Raw genomic sequence first — 15775 nt, 5'->3', positions numbered from 1 at the left:
TGTTTAAATTCATTAAAGCTAGAGCGATAGGGTAATAGCTCTAGCTTGGCATACTGGCAGGATCAGTCAATAGCTAAAAAAGATCCTTAGAAAATAATTTGTCTTGGTGAATAGTTACAAAAATCATTTTATTAAAATATAAAAGCATCAATGCATTAATTACGCGCCTACAACTATACCCACACTCGCATTTTAATGTGCGTTGCGTATAATACTGTGTAATTAAGTTATTTTAGAGAATAGACATGAGAACATGTGGTGTAGAAATTACCGGTAGTGATGTACTACTTTGTATTTTAAGTAAAGATAATGACGTATTTGATATTCGCGATGTGCGCCAAACACGCTTTACCTTAGGTAACGGTAACGACACTGAAGTAATGCGTAAATTTCAATTCGATTTTGCAAAACTAATGCAAGATTACCAAATTGATTCTGTTGCAATTCGTGAGCGTCAGCCTAAAGGTAAATTTGCTGGCAGTGCAAAAGGCTTTAAAATGGAAACTGCAATTCAATTAATCGACAACTTAGATGTACGTTTATTTACTAAAACTGAAGTTAAAGAGCAGTTAAAACGCAACCCCATCCCTATTGATTTTGAAGAAACAGGCCTTAAAAAGTACCAAGAAAATGCATTTGTAAACGCTTACGTTTACATAATGAAAAAAACATACCGCAGCGACGAAATGTAAATTTATTGCTCGTTTAAAAACGCGTACTTACAGTGTAAGACGCGTTTTTTTGTGTCTAAAAAGTAGTATTAGCTTTTATTAATCTAATAATACATTAGTCTAACTGCACTTCTCTTTGTCGACAATATGTGTTTATTTTAACTTTGTATTTTACATAACTCACACACATTTTCATGGAGAGAGCAATGCACACACACTATTGCGGCAAAAGAAGTAGAACAAATAAATCACTTACCGTTATCGCAAAGCTATTTTAAAGGTATACAAAGCACACCTTTAACAAATTCAACTATAGGCGAGTACTTTGACTTTATTGTCGACAAAAACCCAGAGGCGTTAGCTGTTGTAGTTCATCACCAGGGTATTCGCTTAACGTATAAAGAATTTCAAAAAGAAGTTAATCAACTTGCTATGGGGTTGCTGGCACTTGGCGTGAAACCAGGCGAGCGTGTTGGTATTTGGTCTCCTAATAATATTGAGTGGTGCTTAACCCAATTTGCAACCGCAAAAATTGGCGCAATAATGGTTTGCATCAACCCTGCATATCGCCCTAACGAATTACAATAAGCCTTAAATAGTGTTGAATGCTCTACTCTAATCACAGCATCAAACTTTAAAGGCAGTGATTATTTAGAAATGCTCAATGGTTTGGCTCCAGAACTTGCAACTTGCGATAAAGACACACTTAATTTAAAAGCACTGCCCACTCTTAAAAATATAATCCGCATTGGCGATGAAGCATCTCCTGGTATGTACTCTTTTAATGATGTTATTAACTTGCCAACATCGGCACATGAGCTTGAATTAAAAGCAATAGGTGCAAACTTAAATGCTGAGCAAGACATCAATATACAATTTACATCAGGCACAACCGGCAACCCAGAAGGCGCAACGCTCACTCATAAAAACATTTTAAATAATGCGCTATTCGTCGCCGAATCTATGCACTTTACGAGCGATTACAAGTTATGTATCCCTATCCCATTATATCATTGCTTTGCAATGGTATTGGGTAGCTTGTTGTGTGTTAGTAAAGGTGCAGCAGCCATTTACCCAGGCGATTCATTCGATGCAAAAACCACACTAGATGTAGTTCAACAAGAAGGGTGTAGAGCGCTGCACGGTGTACCTACTATGTTTATTAGTGAGCTTGAGCTAAGTAATTTTAACGATTATGACTTAAGTACTTTACGCACGGGTGTAATGGCAGGCTCTACATGCCCAGAGCAAGTAATGCGCAAAGTACAAACACAAATGAACATGCATCAAGTACTGATTGCTTACGGGCAAACGGAGTGCAGCCCCATAAACAACATTACCGAAACAGACTCTTCAATAGAGCGGCAAGTAACGACGGTTGGCCGCGCACTTGCCCATACTGAGGTTAAAATAATTGACGAACTGGGTAACATTCAAAAAATTGGTCAACCTGGCGAAGTGTGTAGTAAAGGTGCAGGCATAATGCGCTGCTATTGGAATGACGATGCTAAAACAAAAGCCACAATAGATGACAACGGTTGGCTACACTCTGGCGATTTAGGTGTCATGGATACAGAAGGGTTTGTCACTATTGTTGGCCGCATTTAAGATATGATTATTCGCGGCGGCGAAAACATTTACCCTCGAGAAATAGAAGAAGTACTTTACACCTACCCGGGCATTCAAGATGCTGCCATATTTGGTATAACCGATGAAAAGTATGGCGAAGAAGTATGCGCTTGGATCCAACCAAAAGAAGATGCTGTGCTTGATGAGCAAGCAATTCGTGAGTTTTTAAAAGACAAACTAGCCTACTTTAAAATGCCACGACATATCCGTTTTGTAGAAAATTACCCAATGACAGTAACAGGTAAACTGCAAAAATTTAAAATGCGCGAGCAAATGCAAGAAGAGCTAAGCGAAAATCCTTTTTCCTAGTTTCGTCTTTAAGTAACTGAGACTCTGGATAGGGAATTTATCTCAGAGCTATATTTAGAGCTAGCAGCGTTAAATTTACTTATGTTAGGACTAATACTAAAAAGCACAGCCAATTGGCTGTGCTTTTTATGTACTGAATTTATTATAAATTCAACATTCTCTTTTTTAAACGTTCTAAATCAATCGCACTCGAGCGCACTGTTAATTTAATATAGCTGTATTCATATTCTTCTTTAACAACACTCATACTCGATCGGATTTCGCCCACAATACCTTTAGCTGTGTACGGTATAACAATCTCTTCTTCAATCATGTCCTCTTGAGCAATGCCAATAATGTATTTGTGCAATTTACTAATATCATCTGGATTACGTGTAGAGGTCATCATCGCATCAGGAAACTCATCCATTAGCGACTGCTGCTGCTCAGTACTTAATTGGTCTGACTTATTCAGTACTAATAATTTTTTGCTACCTTCTACCCCAACTTCTGCCAGTACTTTATGTACTACTTCAAGCTGTGAGCGAAAAGAAGGATCTGAAGCATCTACAACATACAACAATAACGACGCATCATGTGCCTCAGCGAGCGTTGAATGAAATGAAGCAACCAAATCATGAGGTAATTTTTTAATAAAACCAACCGTATCTGAAACCAATATACGTGGCTGCGTAATTGGATACAGCGCGCGAACAGTGGTATCTAGCGTTGCAAAGAGTTTGTTTTCGCCTTCTACATCACTACCTGTAATTGCGCGCATCATTGATGACTTGCCCGCATTGGTATAACCAATTAAAGCCACTGAGAATAGCTCAGAGCGCTGCGTACGTCTGTCCATCATTACATCTTGAACACTAACAAGTTCGCGCTTTAATTCTGCTAACTGATCGCGCACCTTACGGCGATTAAGCTCAAGTGTGGTTTCGCCCGCACCTTTACCCATTTGGCGTTCTTTATCACCTGTTGATGTTTCACGCAGCCGTGGCGCGACATAATTAAGGCGAGCAATTTCAACTTGTAATTTTGCTGTTTTAGTACGCGCATGGCGGCTAAATATTTCAATAATTATGCCGGTGCGGTCAAATACTTCCACACCTAACTGGTTTTCCACATTACGTAGTTGAGAAGGCGTTAAATCGCAGTCAAACACGACAACATCGGCACAAGCAAAATCTAAATCGTCTGATGGAATTTCTGATGGCATGTCGGATAATGGATCGTCATCAAGAAAATTCTCACCCTCTTTCTCATCTGCAGCAGAACCTTTATTACCAGTAAGGTGCGCTATTTCAGCCAGTTTACCTGAACCCAGTACATTTACTTTTTGGGTAGAACTTTGCTTTTGTGATTGTGTACCAACTACTTTAAAGCCAAGAGTAGTAACTAGGCGTGCCAATTCTGCAAGCGACTCAATTGCTTCATCGCCTTTAAAGTGAGGTGTACTAATAGAGATAAGTAATGCGTTAGGAAGTGATGCTTTTGCAGTTAGTTGCATAATTTTTTATGTTAATGCACCGCGAAGTGCAAACCTATTTTCATTCGAAAGTAGCCTGATCCTACGCTGTTATAGCTTGGCTTTATAGCGTTATAACTAACTTAAGCGGTTATTTAAATAAAACACCCCATAAATAGCTAAATTTATGGGGTGTTTTAAGTACAGGCTCTCACAGCAATAAGCTGCAATTGCTTTAAACTATTTTAGTTAAACTACGCCTTGCTCTATCATTGCATCGGCAACACGGCGAAAACCAGCAATATTAGCGCCAAGTAACAGGTTAGTAGGTTGGCCAAATTCTGCCGCTGTTTCGTTAGCAATATTAAAAATGTTTTTCATTATGTGCTGTAATTTTGCATCCACTTCTTCAAAAGTCCAGCTTTGCATACTGGCATTTTGCGCCATTTCTAATTGGCTGGTTGCAACGCCGCCCGCATTAGCAGCTTTACCTGGGCCGTAAGCTATTTTGGCTTTAATAAAGCAGTCAATCGCGTCTTTGGTCGAAGGCATGTTTGCACCTTCACTCACCAAAATACAGCCATTGCTTAGTAGCGCTTTTGCATCGCCTTGAGTTAACTCATTTTGAGTGGCACACGGGAACGCAGCATCGGCTTTAAAACGCCACACTGCATGCCCATCTTCTGGGTAATCTGCGCGAGCAATATAAGTGGCTTCTGGGTAGCTTTCTTTATATTTGCTTAAACAGCCACGTTGCTGCTCTTTTAACTCTTTAATAAGCGTTAAATCTATACCCGCGTCATGAAATAGTGTACCGCGAGAGTCACTACAGGTAATTGGTTTTGCATTTAATTGATACAGCTTTTCCATCGCATAAATAGCAACATTACCCGAGCCCGAAATTAAACAACGTTTTCCAGCTAGGCTATCATCGCGGTTTTGTAGCATGTAGTTTGCAAAGTACACTGCGCCGTAGCCAGTTGCTTCTTTACGAACTAACGAGCCACCCCACATTAGGCTTTTACCGGTTAACACACCATCGTAACGCCCTGTTAAACGCTTGTACTGGCCAAACAAATAACCAATTTCGCGTGCGCCAACACCAATATCCCCTGCAGGTACGTCGGTAGTTGGGCCAATGTGGCGGTATAACTCGTTCATAAATGATTGGCAAAAACGCATTATTTCACCGTCTGATCGCCCTTTTGGATCAAAGTTAGCACCGCCTTTACCACCACCAATAGGTAGGCCGGTTAATGAGTTTTTAAACACTTGCTCAAAACCCAAAAACTTAATAATACTGGCATTAACACTCGGGTGAAAACGCAAGCCCCCCTTATATGGGCCCAAGGTAGAGCTAAATTCAATGCGATAGCCTTTATTTACTTGAATATTACCTTCGTCGTCAACCCAAGGTACACGAAACATTAGTTGACGCTCTGGCTCTACCATTCTTTCTATAATGGCTTCTTTTTGATAATTTGTAGTTTTTGCAAAAAGAGGTTCTAAAGATTCTAGTACTTCTTCAACAGCTTGATAAAACTCACTTTGCGCGGGGCTAGTTTGCTTTAATTGAGCTATCGTACTATGTATATAATTCATAATTATTCTTCCGTGTAAGCTATTTTTAAAATTTGAGAATTCGGGTAAGTATGATTAAGTTTGTTTTTTGAATATAAATCTATTTTAAAATCATAATTTTCATACACCTTACCATTAGAAAGAGTGGTGTTGCACGTCATTCAAGTTGAATTATTTTACTGTTGTGTAAAAATAAAACAGCGACTAGCCGAATTTTTATTCATTTTAACGATATAAAAATACAGTGCGCGGTTGCTAAAACCAAACATACAGTTAACAAAGGAGGTAATTACTTGATATTTAAATGTTCTCATTCAATTGCTAGTTTATTAAGCGGTATTGAACAATTTTAAAGTAGGCGTGTAACAAGTTGAAATATATTTAACTTAAAAACAACAAAACGCTAAAACAAGGGCTGTTTTAGCGTTTTGAAAGAGTAATGGCTTTACCTTGCTTACTCAGCAGTGCTTTGTGGACGAACCTGCTGTTGTACACCCGTTAAAAATAAACGAAGTACCTGGTTGTTACATACGCGGTAGTGCTTGTTATCTACTTTACGAGAAAACGCGCTTAGCTCATGCTTACTCAAATTAAAGTCAACGAGTGCCAGCGTCGCAATCACATCTTCCGCTTTCATATTTAAAGCAATACGTAGCTTCATAAAGATAATATTGTTGTTTAGCTTTTTCTCAGGCTCTGGTTGATCACCTTCGCGTTTGCCACGTTGGGTATTAATAAACCCATTTAAAAAGCTAGCAAACTCAGTATCACTTATTGGGGTAAAAGCCTCTTCACCTTCTTTAGTTAACCATGCAATTACTTGCTCTTTGGTGACCGTATGCTCTGCTGATGCAAAAACATTGACCATAGCAGTATCAGTTAAGTTAAAAGTGTAGCGAATGCGGCGTAAAATATCGTTATTAGTCAAAGTAAATCCCAAAGTGAGGTATAGCAACCAAGCAGTTATTGCTTAATTTTAAATAAGCACCTAGTTTAACAGGTTTACTAATACCACCCTATTAATTTTTATCTGAGCTTCTTATACCTAGTTACCAAGCACCTTGGCAGGATCTACGCGCGTTGCTTGCCATGCAGGATAAATGGTAGCAAGTATCGCAAGCACAAACGTAACAATCACTGTAATACCAATGTCTTCAAGTACTAATTTACTTGGTAAAAACTCTATAAAATAAACGCCCTCAAGTGGATTGGCTCCAAATAATTGGCTTATCCACGTAAAAAGCTCACTTATATTAAGCGCTAATACCACACCAATTAGTGTTCCTAGTGCCACGCCTACAAATGCTTGCATTAAGCCCTGCATTACAAAGGTGGCTAAAATAGTACTGTCTTTCGCGCCCATGGTTTTTAAAATTGCGATATTGCCTTGTTTTTCGCGTACCTCCATCACTAAAGAGGACACAATATTAAAACTGGCTACCGCTATAATTAAAAACACCACAATATAAACAATGGTACGTACCATTTGAATATCTTGATAAAGGCTGCCTTGGGTTCTAAACCAACTGGAAACATACACGTAGTCGTCAATAGTTTGGCCCACTTTTAGCGCTATTTGGTGCGCCGAAAACACATCATCAACACTTAACCGCAGCCCTGTTACTTGAGTTTCATCGTAACCCAATGTTTGCTGCGCTTTATTAAGATGTATAAACGCAGCTGTACTATCAATGGGGCCGCCCATTTCTATAACACCTGCAAGGTTAAGTGTTACGCGTTTAGGCGCTAATAATGACTGACCTTTTTGGCCTATTTGCGGAATAAGTAACGTAATGTTGTCGCCTACTTTTGCATCTAACTGTTTTACTATTTGCTTACCTAAAATTACATCGTCAAGGCCTAACTGGCTCACTAACTTACCACTGGCAAACTGATTTACCGCCGATACATTACTCTCGAGCGATGGCTCAACACCTCTAATTTCGACCGCTTTTAACTGGCTTTTATATTGCGCCATACCATTGACAGCAATAAATGGCGCAGCCCCTGTTACATGCGGTTGTGTTTGTAAATCCTCAACTTTTTGCGACCAATTTGCAATAGGTCTACTTGGTGCTACATATTCAACCTGCGGCACAACACTTAGCAATCTATGTACTAGTTGCTGCTCAAATCCATTAATGACCGACAGCGCCACAATTAAAACCGCAACCCCTAATAAAATACCAATGGTTGACGCTTTAGCGATAAAACTAACAAAGCCGTTTTTTTCGTCTTTATGGCCTGAGTAAGCTCTAAAGCGTTTACTTAAAAATGCACTAAGCAACATGCTGCGACTCTTTAATAGCTAGTTTTCCATCGTCTAAATAAGCTATTTTGCCTAGCTTATCGGCAAGTTCTAAATCGTGTGTAACTACCACAAAACTCGTGTTTAAGCTTTGGTTAAGCTCATTTATTAAATCGTAAATTTTAATCGCATTTTGTTTATCTAAATTACCCGTTGGCTCATCAGCAAGCACAAGCGCAGGTTTAGTAACCAGTGCGCGGGCAATTGCCACACGTTGGCGCTCTCCACCAGAAAGCGCAGACGGTTTATGCGAGCTGCGATGTGCAAGGCCGACTTTTTCGAGCATATCGAGCGCTTGAGCTTTGGCTTCTTTTGCACTCAAGCCTTTAATTAATAATGGCATAGCTACGTTTTCAACTGCGCTAAACTCCATTAATAAGTGATGAAATTGATAGATAAAGCCCAAATTTTGGTTTCTAAATGCGGCTTGCTCTGTTCGCGAAAGTTTTGCAACTTCTTGGTTTTTAATTTTAGCGCTACCTGAGCTTGCGGTATCTAATGTGCCAAGTATGTGTAAAAGCGTACTTTTACCAGAGCCAGAACTCCCGACAATAGCGAGCATTTCACCTTGCTGAAGCGCTAAATCAACGCCTTTTAATACTTCAACTTGGTTGCTGCCGTCTTGATAAACCTTACTTAAATTTTCACAACTAATCACTAAATCATTCATAACGTAATACCTCTGCTGGTTTTACTTTTGCGGCTTTACGCGCAGGATATAAGGTAGCTAAAAAGCTCATAGCAATACTGGCAAACGCTATTATTACTAAACTCAAAATATCAAATTTTACCGGAAGCTCTATACCCGCCAGTAAGTTTAAGCCCACTAATGCAAGTAGCTCATTTATATATAAACTAAATATTACACCTAAAAATGCGCCTATTGCGGTACCAATTACGCCGTTATATAAGCCTTGCACCATAAACACTTTTTGCACTTGCGAAGGTGTTAAACCTAACGTTTGTAGTATGGCTACTTCACCTTGTTTTTCGCTTACCATCATGGTTAATGCCGATACAATATTAAATACAGCCACCAATACAATGAGGGCAAGCAACATAGACATAATGCGCTTTTCCATAGCAACGGCTGCAAATAGAGTACCTTGGGTACTGCGCCAATCACTGTAATTGTGATCTTTTAAAATACGTTGGCTTGCTTCAATCAATTCATCTAGTTCGAAAGGTTCGTGCAATGAAACACTTAAATTTGGGGCGGTGTTTTTATCCAGCTTTAATACCCGTTGTAGCGAAGCGCCACTCGTAAACGCAAGTGCCATATCTATCTCAGATCCGGTTTCGTATATTGCGGCTACTTTAAATAAACGCAGGCTGGGTACTCGCCCAAGAGGTGTATATGTTGAAGCATTAGGCATAATAACGCGAAGCTTATCACCCACGCTAACGCCTAATTTACGACTCAAATAACGGCTTATAGCAATGTTGTAATTTTTGTTTAATACAGTTTTCCAATCGCCTTGCACTATTTTATCGGTAATTTTATACAAAGAACCACTATCGTTATAAAGGCCTTGTAGTAAAACGCCGTGCAAGTCTTTATTTGTTTGCAAAATAGCTTCGCCGTGGCGATATAAGCTTACATGATCAACATAAGGAGATTGTTCGAGGTCGGTTTTTAGGGTGTTCATTTGGGTGGCAGTGTGTTTATCTGCGCTAACTTCAACATGCGGAATAAGTCCAAGCATATTGGTTTTCAGGCTATTTTCAAACCCGTTCATTACACTGCTTACCGTAAATAATGCCATTAAACCAATAGCGATACCGGCAATAGAAAAAAACGAAATAAACGATATAAACGCATTTCCTTTAGAGGAGCGACTATATCTAAGCCCTATAAATAAGCTAACCGGTTGAAACATATTATTTTTAACACTTATCGTAAAAGTATTGAGCAATAGTAGCACGAAAAAAGTGCCTTTGGGTATGGCGTAAAATGTAAGAAATAATTTAAAAATCTGATACTTGGCTATATTTACAGCAATATGTATTTAACCATTAACTCGCGGTTAAGCTTTAAGCCCGTTGACTAAATAATCGAGCAATACCCGTACATTAGTGGCCACAAACTGCCTTGGTGGATATACGCCCCATACCCCTTCTTGCTGTGGTTGATAGGGTGTTAAAATAGGCACCAATTGCCCTGAGTTAATTTCGTTTTCAATGTAGTAGTCTGGGAGCTGTACAATACCGAGCCCCTTTTTTGCGCCATCCACCAGCGCCCAACCACTATTACACTGTAGCCGCCCCGCTATTTTAAAGTGTTTATCGCGCCCATTTTCGTTTACGCGCCAGTAGCTACTATTCCCAATTAAACATTCATGGCTGTTTAGCTCGCCTAAAGTATGCGGCTCACCAAATCGCGTTAAATACTGTGGTGCCGCGCACATAATAAAACGCCGCGCACTTAACCTACGCGCTTTTAAGCTCGAATCTTTTAAGTGCCCTAGCCTTATGGCTAAATCAAATCCGCCCTCTAATAAGTTTTCTTGCTCGTTACTTAGTGTGGCAACAACTTCTACCTCGGGATGATCCTTCATAAAATTATGCACTATGGGCATAATGAACGTTTCCCCATACATAACAGGGGCTGTGAGCTTAATTTTACCCTTTGGTGTACTTTGTTGCTGAGCAAGACCTTGAGTTGCCTCGTCCATAGCGTGTTGTAAGTGCTTTATTTGATGTAAGTACACTTCGCCTTCTTTGGTTAAAACCACTTTACGGGTTGTACGGGTTAAAAGCTGGGTATTTAAACGTTGCTCAAGCGCTGTAACATGGCGGCTAATATGCGCAACCGAAAGTCCAAGCGTTTTTGCAGCCGCAGTAAAGCTGCCCTCCTCCCCTACAGCTATAAACTCATCTATTCCATTCCAACGCGTCATTATTACCATGCTGTAAAAGTGTTTTAATAAAATTGAGATTATCATTGTTTGAGAAACAAATACAATAGCTACATTACCCAAGCAAATTGGGTCTACAATTATTATCTAACCACTACAAAGGATAAACACATGTCAGAATTTATTAAATCAAAAGCAGCTATTGCTTGGGGTCCTAATCAACCACTTAGCGTTGAAGAAGTTGATGTGATGATGCCTAAAAAAGGCGAAGTAATGGTAAAAATTACCGCTACTGGTGTATGTCATACCGATGCATTTACTTTATCAGGTGATGATCCTGAAGGTATTTTCCCTGCTATTTTAGGCCATGAAGGCGCAGGCGTTGTATACGCAATTGGCGAAGGCGTAACCAGTGTTGAAGTTGGGGATCATGTTATTCCTCTATACACTGCTGAATGTGGCGTTTGTAAAATGTGTACTTCAGGTAAAACTAACCTATGTTCTGCTGTGCGCGAAACTCAAGGTAAAGGCCTTATGCCAGACGGCACAACACGCTTTTTTAAAGACGGCCAACCAATATACCACTACATGGGTTGCTCAACGTTTTCTGAGTACACAGTGCTTCCAGAAATTTCACTCGCTAAAGTAAATAAAGAAGCCTCTTTAGAAGAGATTTGTTTACTAGGCTGTGGTGTAACAACAGGTATGGGCGCAGTAACAAACACTGCAAACGTAAAACCTGGCGACACAGTAGCAATTTTTGGCCTTGGTGGTATTGGTTTATCTGCCATTATTGGTGCAAAAATGGCAGGCGCTGGACGTATTATTGGTGTTGATATTAACACTACTAAATTCGATTTAGCGACAAAACTTGGTGCAACTGATTTAATTAATCCAAAAGATTTCGACAAGCCTGTTCAAGAAGTGATTGTTGAAATGACTGACGGTGGCGTTGACTACTCGTTTGAATGTATTGGTAATGTTGATGTAATGCGCTCTGCGCTTGAGTGTTGTCATAAAGGTTGGGGTGAGTCGGTAATTATTGGTGTAGCCGGTGCAGGCCAAGAAATATCAACCCGTCCGTTCCAACTGGTAACTGGGCGTGTATGGCGTGGTAGTGCATTTGGTGGCGTTAAAGGTCGCTCGCAACTACCTGAAATAGTTGAGCGCTACATGGCGGGTGAATTTGCGTTAAACGACTTTATTACTCATACAATGAGCCTTGAAAAAATTAACGAAGCGTTTGATTTAATGCACGAAGGCAAAAGTATTCGTACAGTAATTCATTACTAATAAGCACTTAGTAAACGACTTAATAAAAAGCCGTAAAACCTAAAGGTTTGCGGCTTTTAAGGATTATTATGTTAGAGAATATCTCAAGTACAAAAGTAGCTGGTGGTTGGCATAAGCAATATACTCACCCTGCAACAAGTACACATTGCACTATGCGCTTTGCGGTGTTTTTACCACCAGGTGCAAGTGAAACAAACAAAGTACCGGTACTTTATTGGCTATCAGGTTTAACCTGTACCGACGAAAATTTTATGCAAAAAGCCGGTGCATTTAAAAAAGCAGCAGAGCTAGGCATTGCTATTGTAGCGCCTGACACCAGCCCGCGCGGCGAAAACGTACCCAATGAAGACAGTTACGACTTTGCACAAGGCGCAGGCTTTTACGTAAATGCCACGCAAGCTCCTTACAACACCCATTTTAATATGTACGATTATGTTGTTAGTGAATTACCAGCATTGATTGAACAACATTTTCCGGTAACAAGCACAAAAGCAATTAGCGGTCACTCTATGGGCGGGCACGGTGCATTAATGGTCGCACTTAAAAACCCGACTGCGTTTGTAAGTGCCTCGGCTTTTAGCCCTATAGTAAACCCTATTAATTGCCCATGGGGCGTTAAAGCGTTTACGGGTTATTTAGGAGCCGATAAAACAACATGGGCACAATACGACAGCTGCAAATTAATGGCTAAAGCTGAGCAAAGTAACTACTTGCCAATGTTAGTGAGCCAAGGCGATGCCGATAACTTTTTAGACGAGCAATTAAAACCACAAAATTTAGTGGCTGTTGCAAAACAAAAAGACTACCCACTGACCCTAGAAATGCAAACCGGGTACGATCATAGTTACTTTTTTATAAGCAGCTTTATTGACCAACACTTATTATTTCATCATCAGTTTTTAACTGCTTAGACTCATTAGTGTGTAGAGATGACTTTTCTACCTCTACACACTCTTTTAGACTTTTAGTGACCTGCCTACATACTTGCGTAGTAGTGCTTTCCCCTTTAACTAGGCTAACAAGAGCCGAATCTATCTTTAATCCCATATCAGTAAAGTTAAATCCGTTTTTATCTGTAGGTACTGGCTCTAGTGGGTTTTTATAAGGTGTTGACTGCGCCGGGCTAATACTATTTTTATCATTACGCGCCTGAGATTGTGCTTGCCCATCAATAATAGCGCCCGCAACTGTACAGCCAGAAAGGCAATAAAAAAACAAAAGTACAATAATTGTTTTCATCATTCATCCTAAACAAAATATTACCTAAATTGTATACGTTTTTTATTGTAACTCTGTAAAAAAATGTAAGTATTACTACCTAAAATCATTTATAAACTTTCTTGTAACACCCACCAGCTGCAATATAAAAAATGGTGATCCTAAATAACCTAAAATTTTATTAATGGTAGGTTGTAAGTGTTCTGTGAGAAATTCAGGAAATAAAAAAGCAAAAACAGATAACCCAGCGCAAAATAGTAACGCTGTTTTTTCAAGTTTAGTTGTTGTGATTAATGTTTTATTTAAAGGCAAAAGGTTCACATAGGTGTCTTTTAGGTATGATAAAAGAATACGGGGCTTTAAAACTCAGATCAAATTAACTATCGCGTAAAATAGTAATAAAAACATGTAAAAGTTTCCTCAATAATTTTTATTAAACTCAGCTTCCTACAATAAACCATTGATTATTAGTTATTTATGCAATGGCCCGCTGTTTGCTTATTATTAACAAAATTAACCCGCATAGGCTCAATAATGGAAATTGATTTACAGTGGAATGAAATCATCGATAACTTAATACATTTAGGTATTGCATACCTACTTGCGCTACCTATGGCTTACGACAGAGAGCGTAGCCATGATGGTGCAGGCCTTCGTACATTTCCTCTTGTTGCTGTTGCATCGTGTGGGTATGCATTAATAGCTATGTCGGTTTTAGATGGCGCAGAAGCTCAATCTAAAATGTTACAAGGCATCATTACTGGCATTGGTTTTATTGGCGGTGGCGCAATTTTGAAAAATAACAAATCAACCTCCGGTACAGCAACCGCAGCCAGTATTTGGAATATGGGCTTAATTGGTATAGCTGTAGCCTATAGCCGTTACGAAATAGCCATTTTGCTCGCCATTATTAATTTTATAACGCTAAGGTATGTAAAAAAGTTTAAGTGATAATTAGCTGTATCATTACAAGTAATGCGAGCAAATATTGGTCGTATTACGTGTGTGTAATCACTGGCAAAATATAAATACACGGTTTCAATTTGATACAATATAACATATAATAAATACAGTTTTAAATCACTCTATATAGCTCTCTTATGCCGCTACCTTCAACCGATAACCGCTTACATCATATTGATATATTACGGGGCATTATAATTATATTTATGGTTATTGACCATGGTATGTATTATTGCCTTAATTACTCAGTTACCGATCCGATGACCATTTCAGGGACTGATCCCGTTACCTTTTTTACGCGTTTTGTTTCTCACTTTTGCGCACCACTCTTCGTATTCTTAGCAGGTCTATCTGCGGCAATAACAGAGCATAAATATGTATCCACTAAAGCATTTTCACAGAGCTTGATTATTCGTGGTTTAGTGCTAATTTTGTTTGAATTTACTATTGTTTCGTGGTCTTGGAGCTTTAACCCATTATACTCAATGCTATACGCACAAGTTATTTGGGCTATCGGCTGGGGCTTTGTTATTTTAGGACTGCTGCGTTTCCTGGGCATTTATGCCATTTTTGTAGCAGGCTTATTACTCGTGTTTGGGCATAATTTATTTGATGGAACAAGCTTTGAGCCTAATACATTTGCACATACTGCTTGGTCTATTGCACATCAAAAAAATGTACTTGATCTCCCTTTTGATTTTCAAATTAGAACAACCTACCCAGTTGCCCCCATTGTTGGCTTAATGGCATTGGCATATTGCGCTGGTGTTTATTACAAAGCGCAACAATACAGTAAAAAAGTGATGAATCACGCATTGTTATTAGGGGTTACTTGCCTTGCGCTTTATGGCATTTTACGTGGATTTAACTTATACGGTGATATGTCACAGTTTGCTATACATACAAGCTCATTACTCACTGTTATGTCGTTTCTAAACCCAACAAAGTATCCGCTTTCGCTGCAATTTATGTTACTTACTGTTGGCCTTGGGCTTATTTCTTTAAAGGCATTAAGTGGTTTAAAAACCGATTTTTCGCATAACTTTTTACAAGTACTGGGTAAAACAAGTATGTTTTCATACCTTGTGCATTTGTATTTATTACATGCTATTGCTTGGTTAATTATACCTATTCTTGGCTTTAATTTTAGCGATATGACCTACGCAGATACTCTCGTTGGTTTGCCTGAAGGTTATGGCATGAGTTACACAGCAACACTTTTATTTATAACCGTTGTAATAGGACTAACAACCCTACTCGCTAAGCGATACATTGTTTGGAAGCGAAGCCACAAACATAGCTTAATTGCTAAATATATATAGCGTTTATACAAATTAGCACAAAATAATAGACATTAAAAAAGGCGCTTAAAAAGCTGTCTCTTATACACAAATCCCTGCTAAGAAATTAGCGGGGATTTTTTTGAACTAAATCTCAATGTCATGATCAGATCTTCAAATCTTGTTTGAGGGCACATTATGATTAACGAACA

At 39.1% G+C, this 15775-nt stretch carries 14 protein-coding genes and 1 pseudogene; 6 read left to right on the top strand and 9 right to left on the bottom strand.

Annotated features, from left to right (window positions below; translation table 11 throughout):
- Window positions 1-245: 245 nt before the first annotated feature.
- Together I6F10_RS19100 and I6F10_RS19095 are read left to right on the top strand one after the other, a co-directional pair.
- Window positions 246-692, top strand: a complete 447-nt coding sequence (locus I6F10_RS19100; RefSeq protein WP_197099263.1) for a DUF3010 family protein — start codon at window positions 246-248, stop codon at window positions 690-692.
- A 198-nt stretch (window positions 693-890) separates the two neighbouring features.
- Window positions 891-2609 (top strand): annotated as a pseudogene (locus I6F10_RS19095) (AMP-binding protein).
- A 142-nt stretch (window positions 2610-2751) separates the two neighbouring features.
- Here I6F10_RS19095 and hflX read toward each other — a convergent pair.
- The 7 genes from hflX to I6F10_RS19060 form a co-directional block, all read right to left on the bottom strand.
- Complete coding sequence (gene hflX, locus I6F10_RS19090; protein ID WP_197099262.1) at window positions 2752-4104, bottom strand: GTPase HflX; 1353 nt, start codon at window positions 4102-4104, stop codon at window positions 2752-2754.
- Between the two features lie 207 nt (window positions 4105-4311).
- Window positions 4312-5664 (bottom strand): NADP-specific glutamate dehydrogenase, encoded by a 1353-nt coding sequence (gene gdhA, locus I6F10_RS19085; protein WP_011328073.1) that lies wholly within the window; start codon window positions 5662-5664, stop codon window positions 4312-4314.
- Window positions 5665-6097: 433 nt separating this feature from the next.
- Entirely contained in the window at window positions 6098-6571 is a 474-nt protein-coding gene (locus I6F10_RS19080) for a DUF1456 family protein (RefSeq protein ID WP_197099261.1), read from the bottom strand.
- Between the two features lie 117 nt (window positions 6572-6688).
- Window positions 6689-7933, bottom strand: a complete 1245-nt coding sequence (locus I6F10_RS19075) for a lipoprotein-releasing ABC transporter permease subunit (protein ID WP_197099260.1) — start codon at window positions 7931-7933, stop codon at window positions 6689-6691.
- Entirely contained in the window at window positions 7923-8621 is a 699-nt protein-coding gene (gene lolD / locus I6F10_RS19070; RefSeq protein ID WP_007375330.1) for a lipoprotein-releasing ABC transporter ATP-binding protein LolD, read from the bottom strand. The genes I6F10_RS19075 and lolD overlap by 11 nt, the downstream gene beginning before the upstream one ends.
- On the bottom strand, window positions 8614-9831 hold the full coding sequence (locus I6F10_RS19065; RefSeq protein WP_197099259.1) for a lipoprotein-releasing ABC transporter permease subunit: 1218 nt from the start codon (window positions 9829-9831) through the stop codon (window positions 8614-8616). Before I6F10_RS19065 ends, lolD begins: the two co-directional genes overlap by 8 nt.
- A gap of 147 nt (window positions 9832-9978) precedes the next feature.
- Window positions 9979-10851, bottom strand: a complete 873-nt coding sequence (locus I6F10_RS19060; RefSeq protein ID WP_197099258.1) for a LysR family transcriptional regulator — start codon at window positions 10849-10851, stop codon at window positions 9979-9981.
- Between the two features lie 129 nt (window positions 10852-10980).
- On the opposite strand from I6F10_RS19060, the gene I6F10_RS19055 reads away from it, so the two are divergent.
- Together I6F10_RS19055 and fghA are read left to right on the top strand one after the other, a co-directional pair.
- A complete protein-coding gene (locus I6F10_RS19055; RefSeq protein WP_197099257.1) occupies window positions 10981-12102 on the top strand; it encodes an S-(hydroxymethyl)glutathione dehydrogenase/class III alcohol dehydrogenase in 1122 nt (373 codons plus the stop codon).
- 68 nt (window positions 12103-12170) lie between these two features.
- The gene (fghA, locus tag I6F10_RS19050; RefSeq protein ID WP_197099256.1) at window positions 12171-13013 is read left to right on the top strand and encodes an S-formylglutathione hydrolase; all 843 of its coding nucleotides are present in this window, start codon (window positions 12171-12173) and stop codon (window positions 13011-13013) included.
- Here fghA and I6F10_RS19045 read toward each other — a convergent pair.
- On the bottom strand, window positions 12967-13341 hold the full coding sequence (locus I6F10_RS19045) for a hypothetical protein (protein WP_008134020.1): 375 nt from the start codon (window positions 13339-13341) through the stop codon (window positions 12967-12969). The genes fghA and I6F10_RS19045 overlap by 47 nt on opposite strands.
- A gap of 75 nt (window positions 13342-13416) precedes the next feature.
- The gene (locus I6F10_RS19040) at window positions 13417-13641 is read right to left on the bottom strand and encodes a hypothetical protein (RefSeq protein ID WP_309168738.1); all 225 of its coding nucleotides are present in this window, start codon (window positions 13639-13641) and stop codon (window positions 13417-13419) included.
- Window positions 13642-13854: 213 nt separating this feature from the next.
- On the opposite strand from I6F10_RS19040, the gene I6F10_RS19035 reads away from it, so the two are divergent.
- Window positions 13855-14271 carry an MgtC/SapB family protein gene (locus I6F10_RS19035; protein ID WP_002960738.1) on the top strand — a complete coding sequence of 139 codons (417 nt, stop codon included), beginning with the start codon at window positions 13855-13857 and terminating at the stop codon, window positions 14269-14271.
- 149 nt (window positions 14272-14420) lie between these two features.
- The gene (locus I6F10_RS19030) at window positions 14421-15605 is read left to right on the top strand and encodes a DUF1624 domain-containing protein (RefSeq protein ID WP_197099255.1); all 1185 of its coding nucleotides are present in this window, start codon (window positions 14421-14423) and stop codon (window positions 15603-15605) included.
- The last annotated feature ends 170 nt before the right edge of the window (window positions 15606-15775 follow it).

It is taken from the genome of Pseudoalteromonas sp. SWYJZ98 (assembly GCF_015864495.1).
In the GTDB taxonomy this organism is placed as follows: domain Bacteria; phylum Pseudomonadota; class Gammaproteobacteria; order Enterobacterales; family Alteromonadaceae; genus Pseudoalteromonas; species Pseudoalteromonas distincta.
The sequence above is the reverse complement of the archived record's forward strand: the minus strand, read 5'-3'. Positions and strand labels throughout refer to the sequence as shown.

Excerpts from the sequence above, each read along its gene's own strand:
- I6F10_RS19100 (WP_197099263.1), top strand. The coding sequence starts at position 246 with ATGAGAACATGTGGTGTAGAAATTACCGGTAGTGATGTACTACTTTGT.
- hflX (WP_197099262.1), bottom strand. The coding sequence starts at position 4,104 with ATGCAACTAACTGCAAAAGCATCACTTCCTAACGCATTACTTATCTCT.
- gdhA (WP_011328073.1), bottom strand. The coding sequence starts at position 5,664 with ATGAATTATATACATAGTACGATAGCTCAATTAAAGCAAACTAGCCCC.
- I6F10_RS19075 (WP_197099260.1), bottom strand. The coding sequence starts at position 7,933 with ATGTTGCTTAGTGCATTTTTAAGTAAACGCTTTAGAGCTTACTCAGGC.
- lolD (WP_007375330.1), bottom strand. The coding sequence starts at position 8,621 with ATGAATGATTTAGTGATTAGTTGTGAAAATTTAAGTAAGGTTTATCAA.
- I6F10_RS19065 (WP_197099259.1), bottom strand. The coding sequence starts at position 9,831 with ATGTTTCAACCGGTTAGCTTATTTATAGGGCTTAGATATAGTCGCTCC.
- I6F10_RS19060 (WP_197099258.1), bottom strand. The coding sequence starts at position 10,851 with ATGACGCGTTGGAATGGAATAGATGAGTTTATAGCTGTAGGGGAGGAG.
- I6F10_RS19055 (WP_197099257.1), top strand. The coding sequence starts at position 10,981 with ATGTCAGAATTTATTAAATCAAAAGCAGCTATTGCTTGGGGTCCTAAT.
- fghA (WP_197099256.1), top strand. The coding sequence starts at position 12,171 with ATGTTAGAGAATATCTCAAGTACAAAAGTAGCTGGTGGTTGGCATAAG.
- I6F10_RS19045 (WP_008134020.1), bottom strand. The coding sequence starts at position 13,341 with ATGAAAACAATTATTGTACTTTTGTTTTTTTATTGCCTTTCTGGCTGT.
- I6F10_RS19035 (WP_002960738.1), top strand. The coding sequence starts at position 13,855 with ATGGAAATTGATTTACAGTGGAATGAAATCATCGATAACTTAATACAT.
- I6F10_RS19030 (WP_197099255.1), top strand. The coding sequence starts at position 14,421 with ATGCCGCTACCTTCAACCGATAACCGCTTACATCATATTGATATATTA.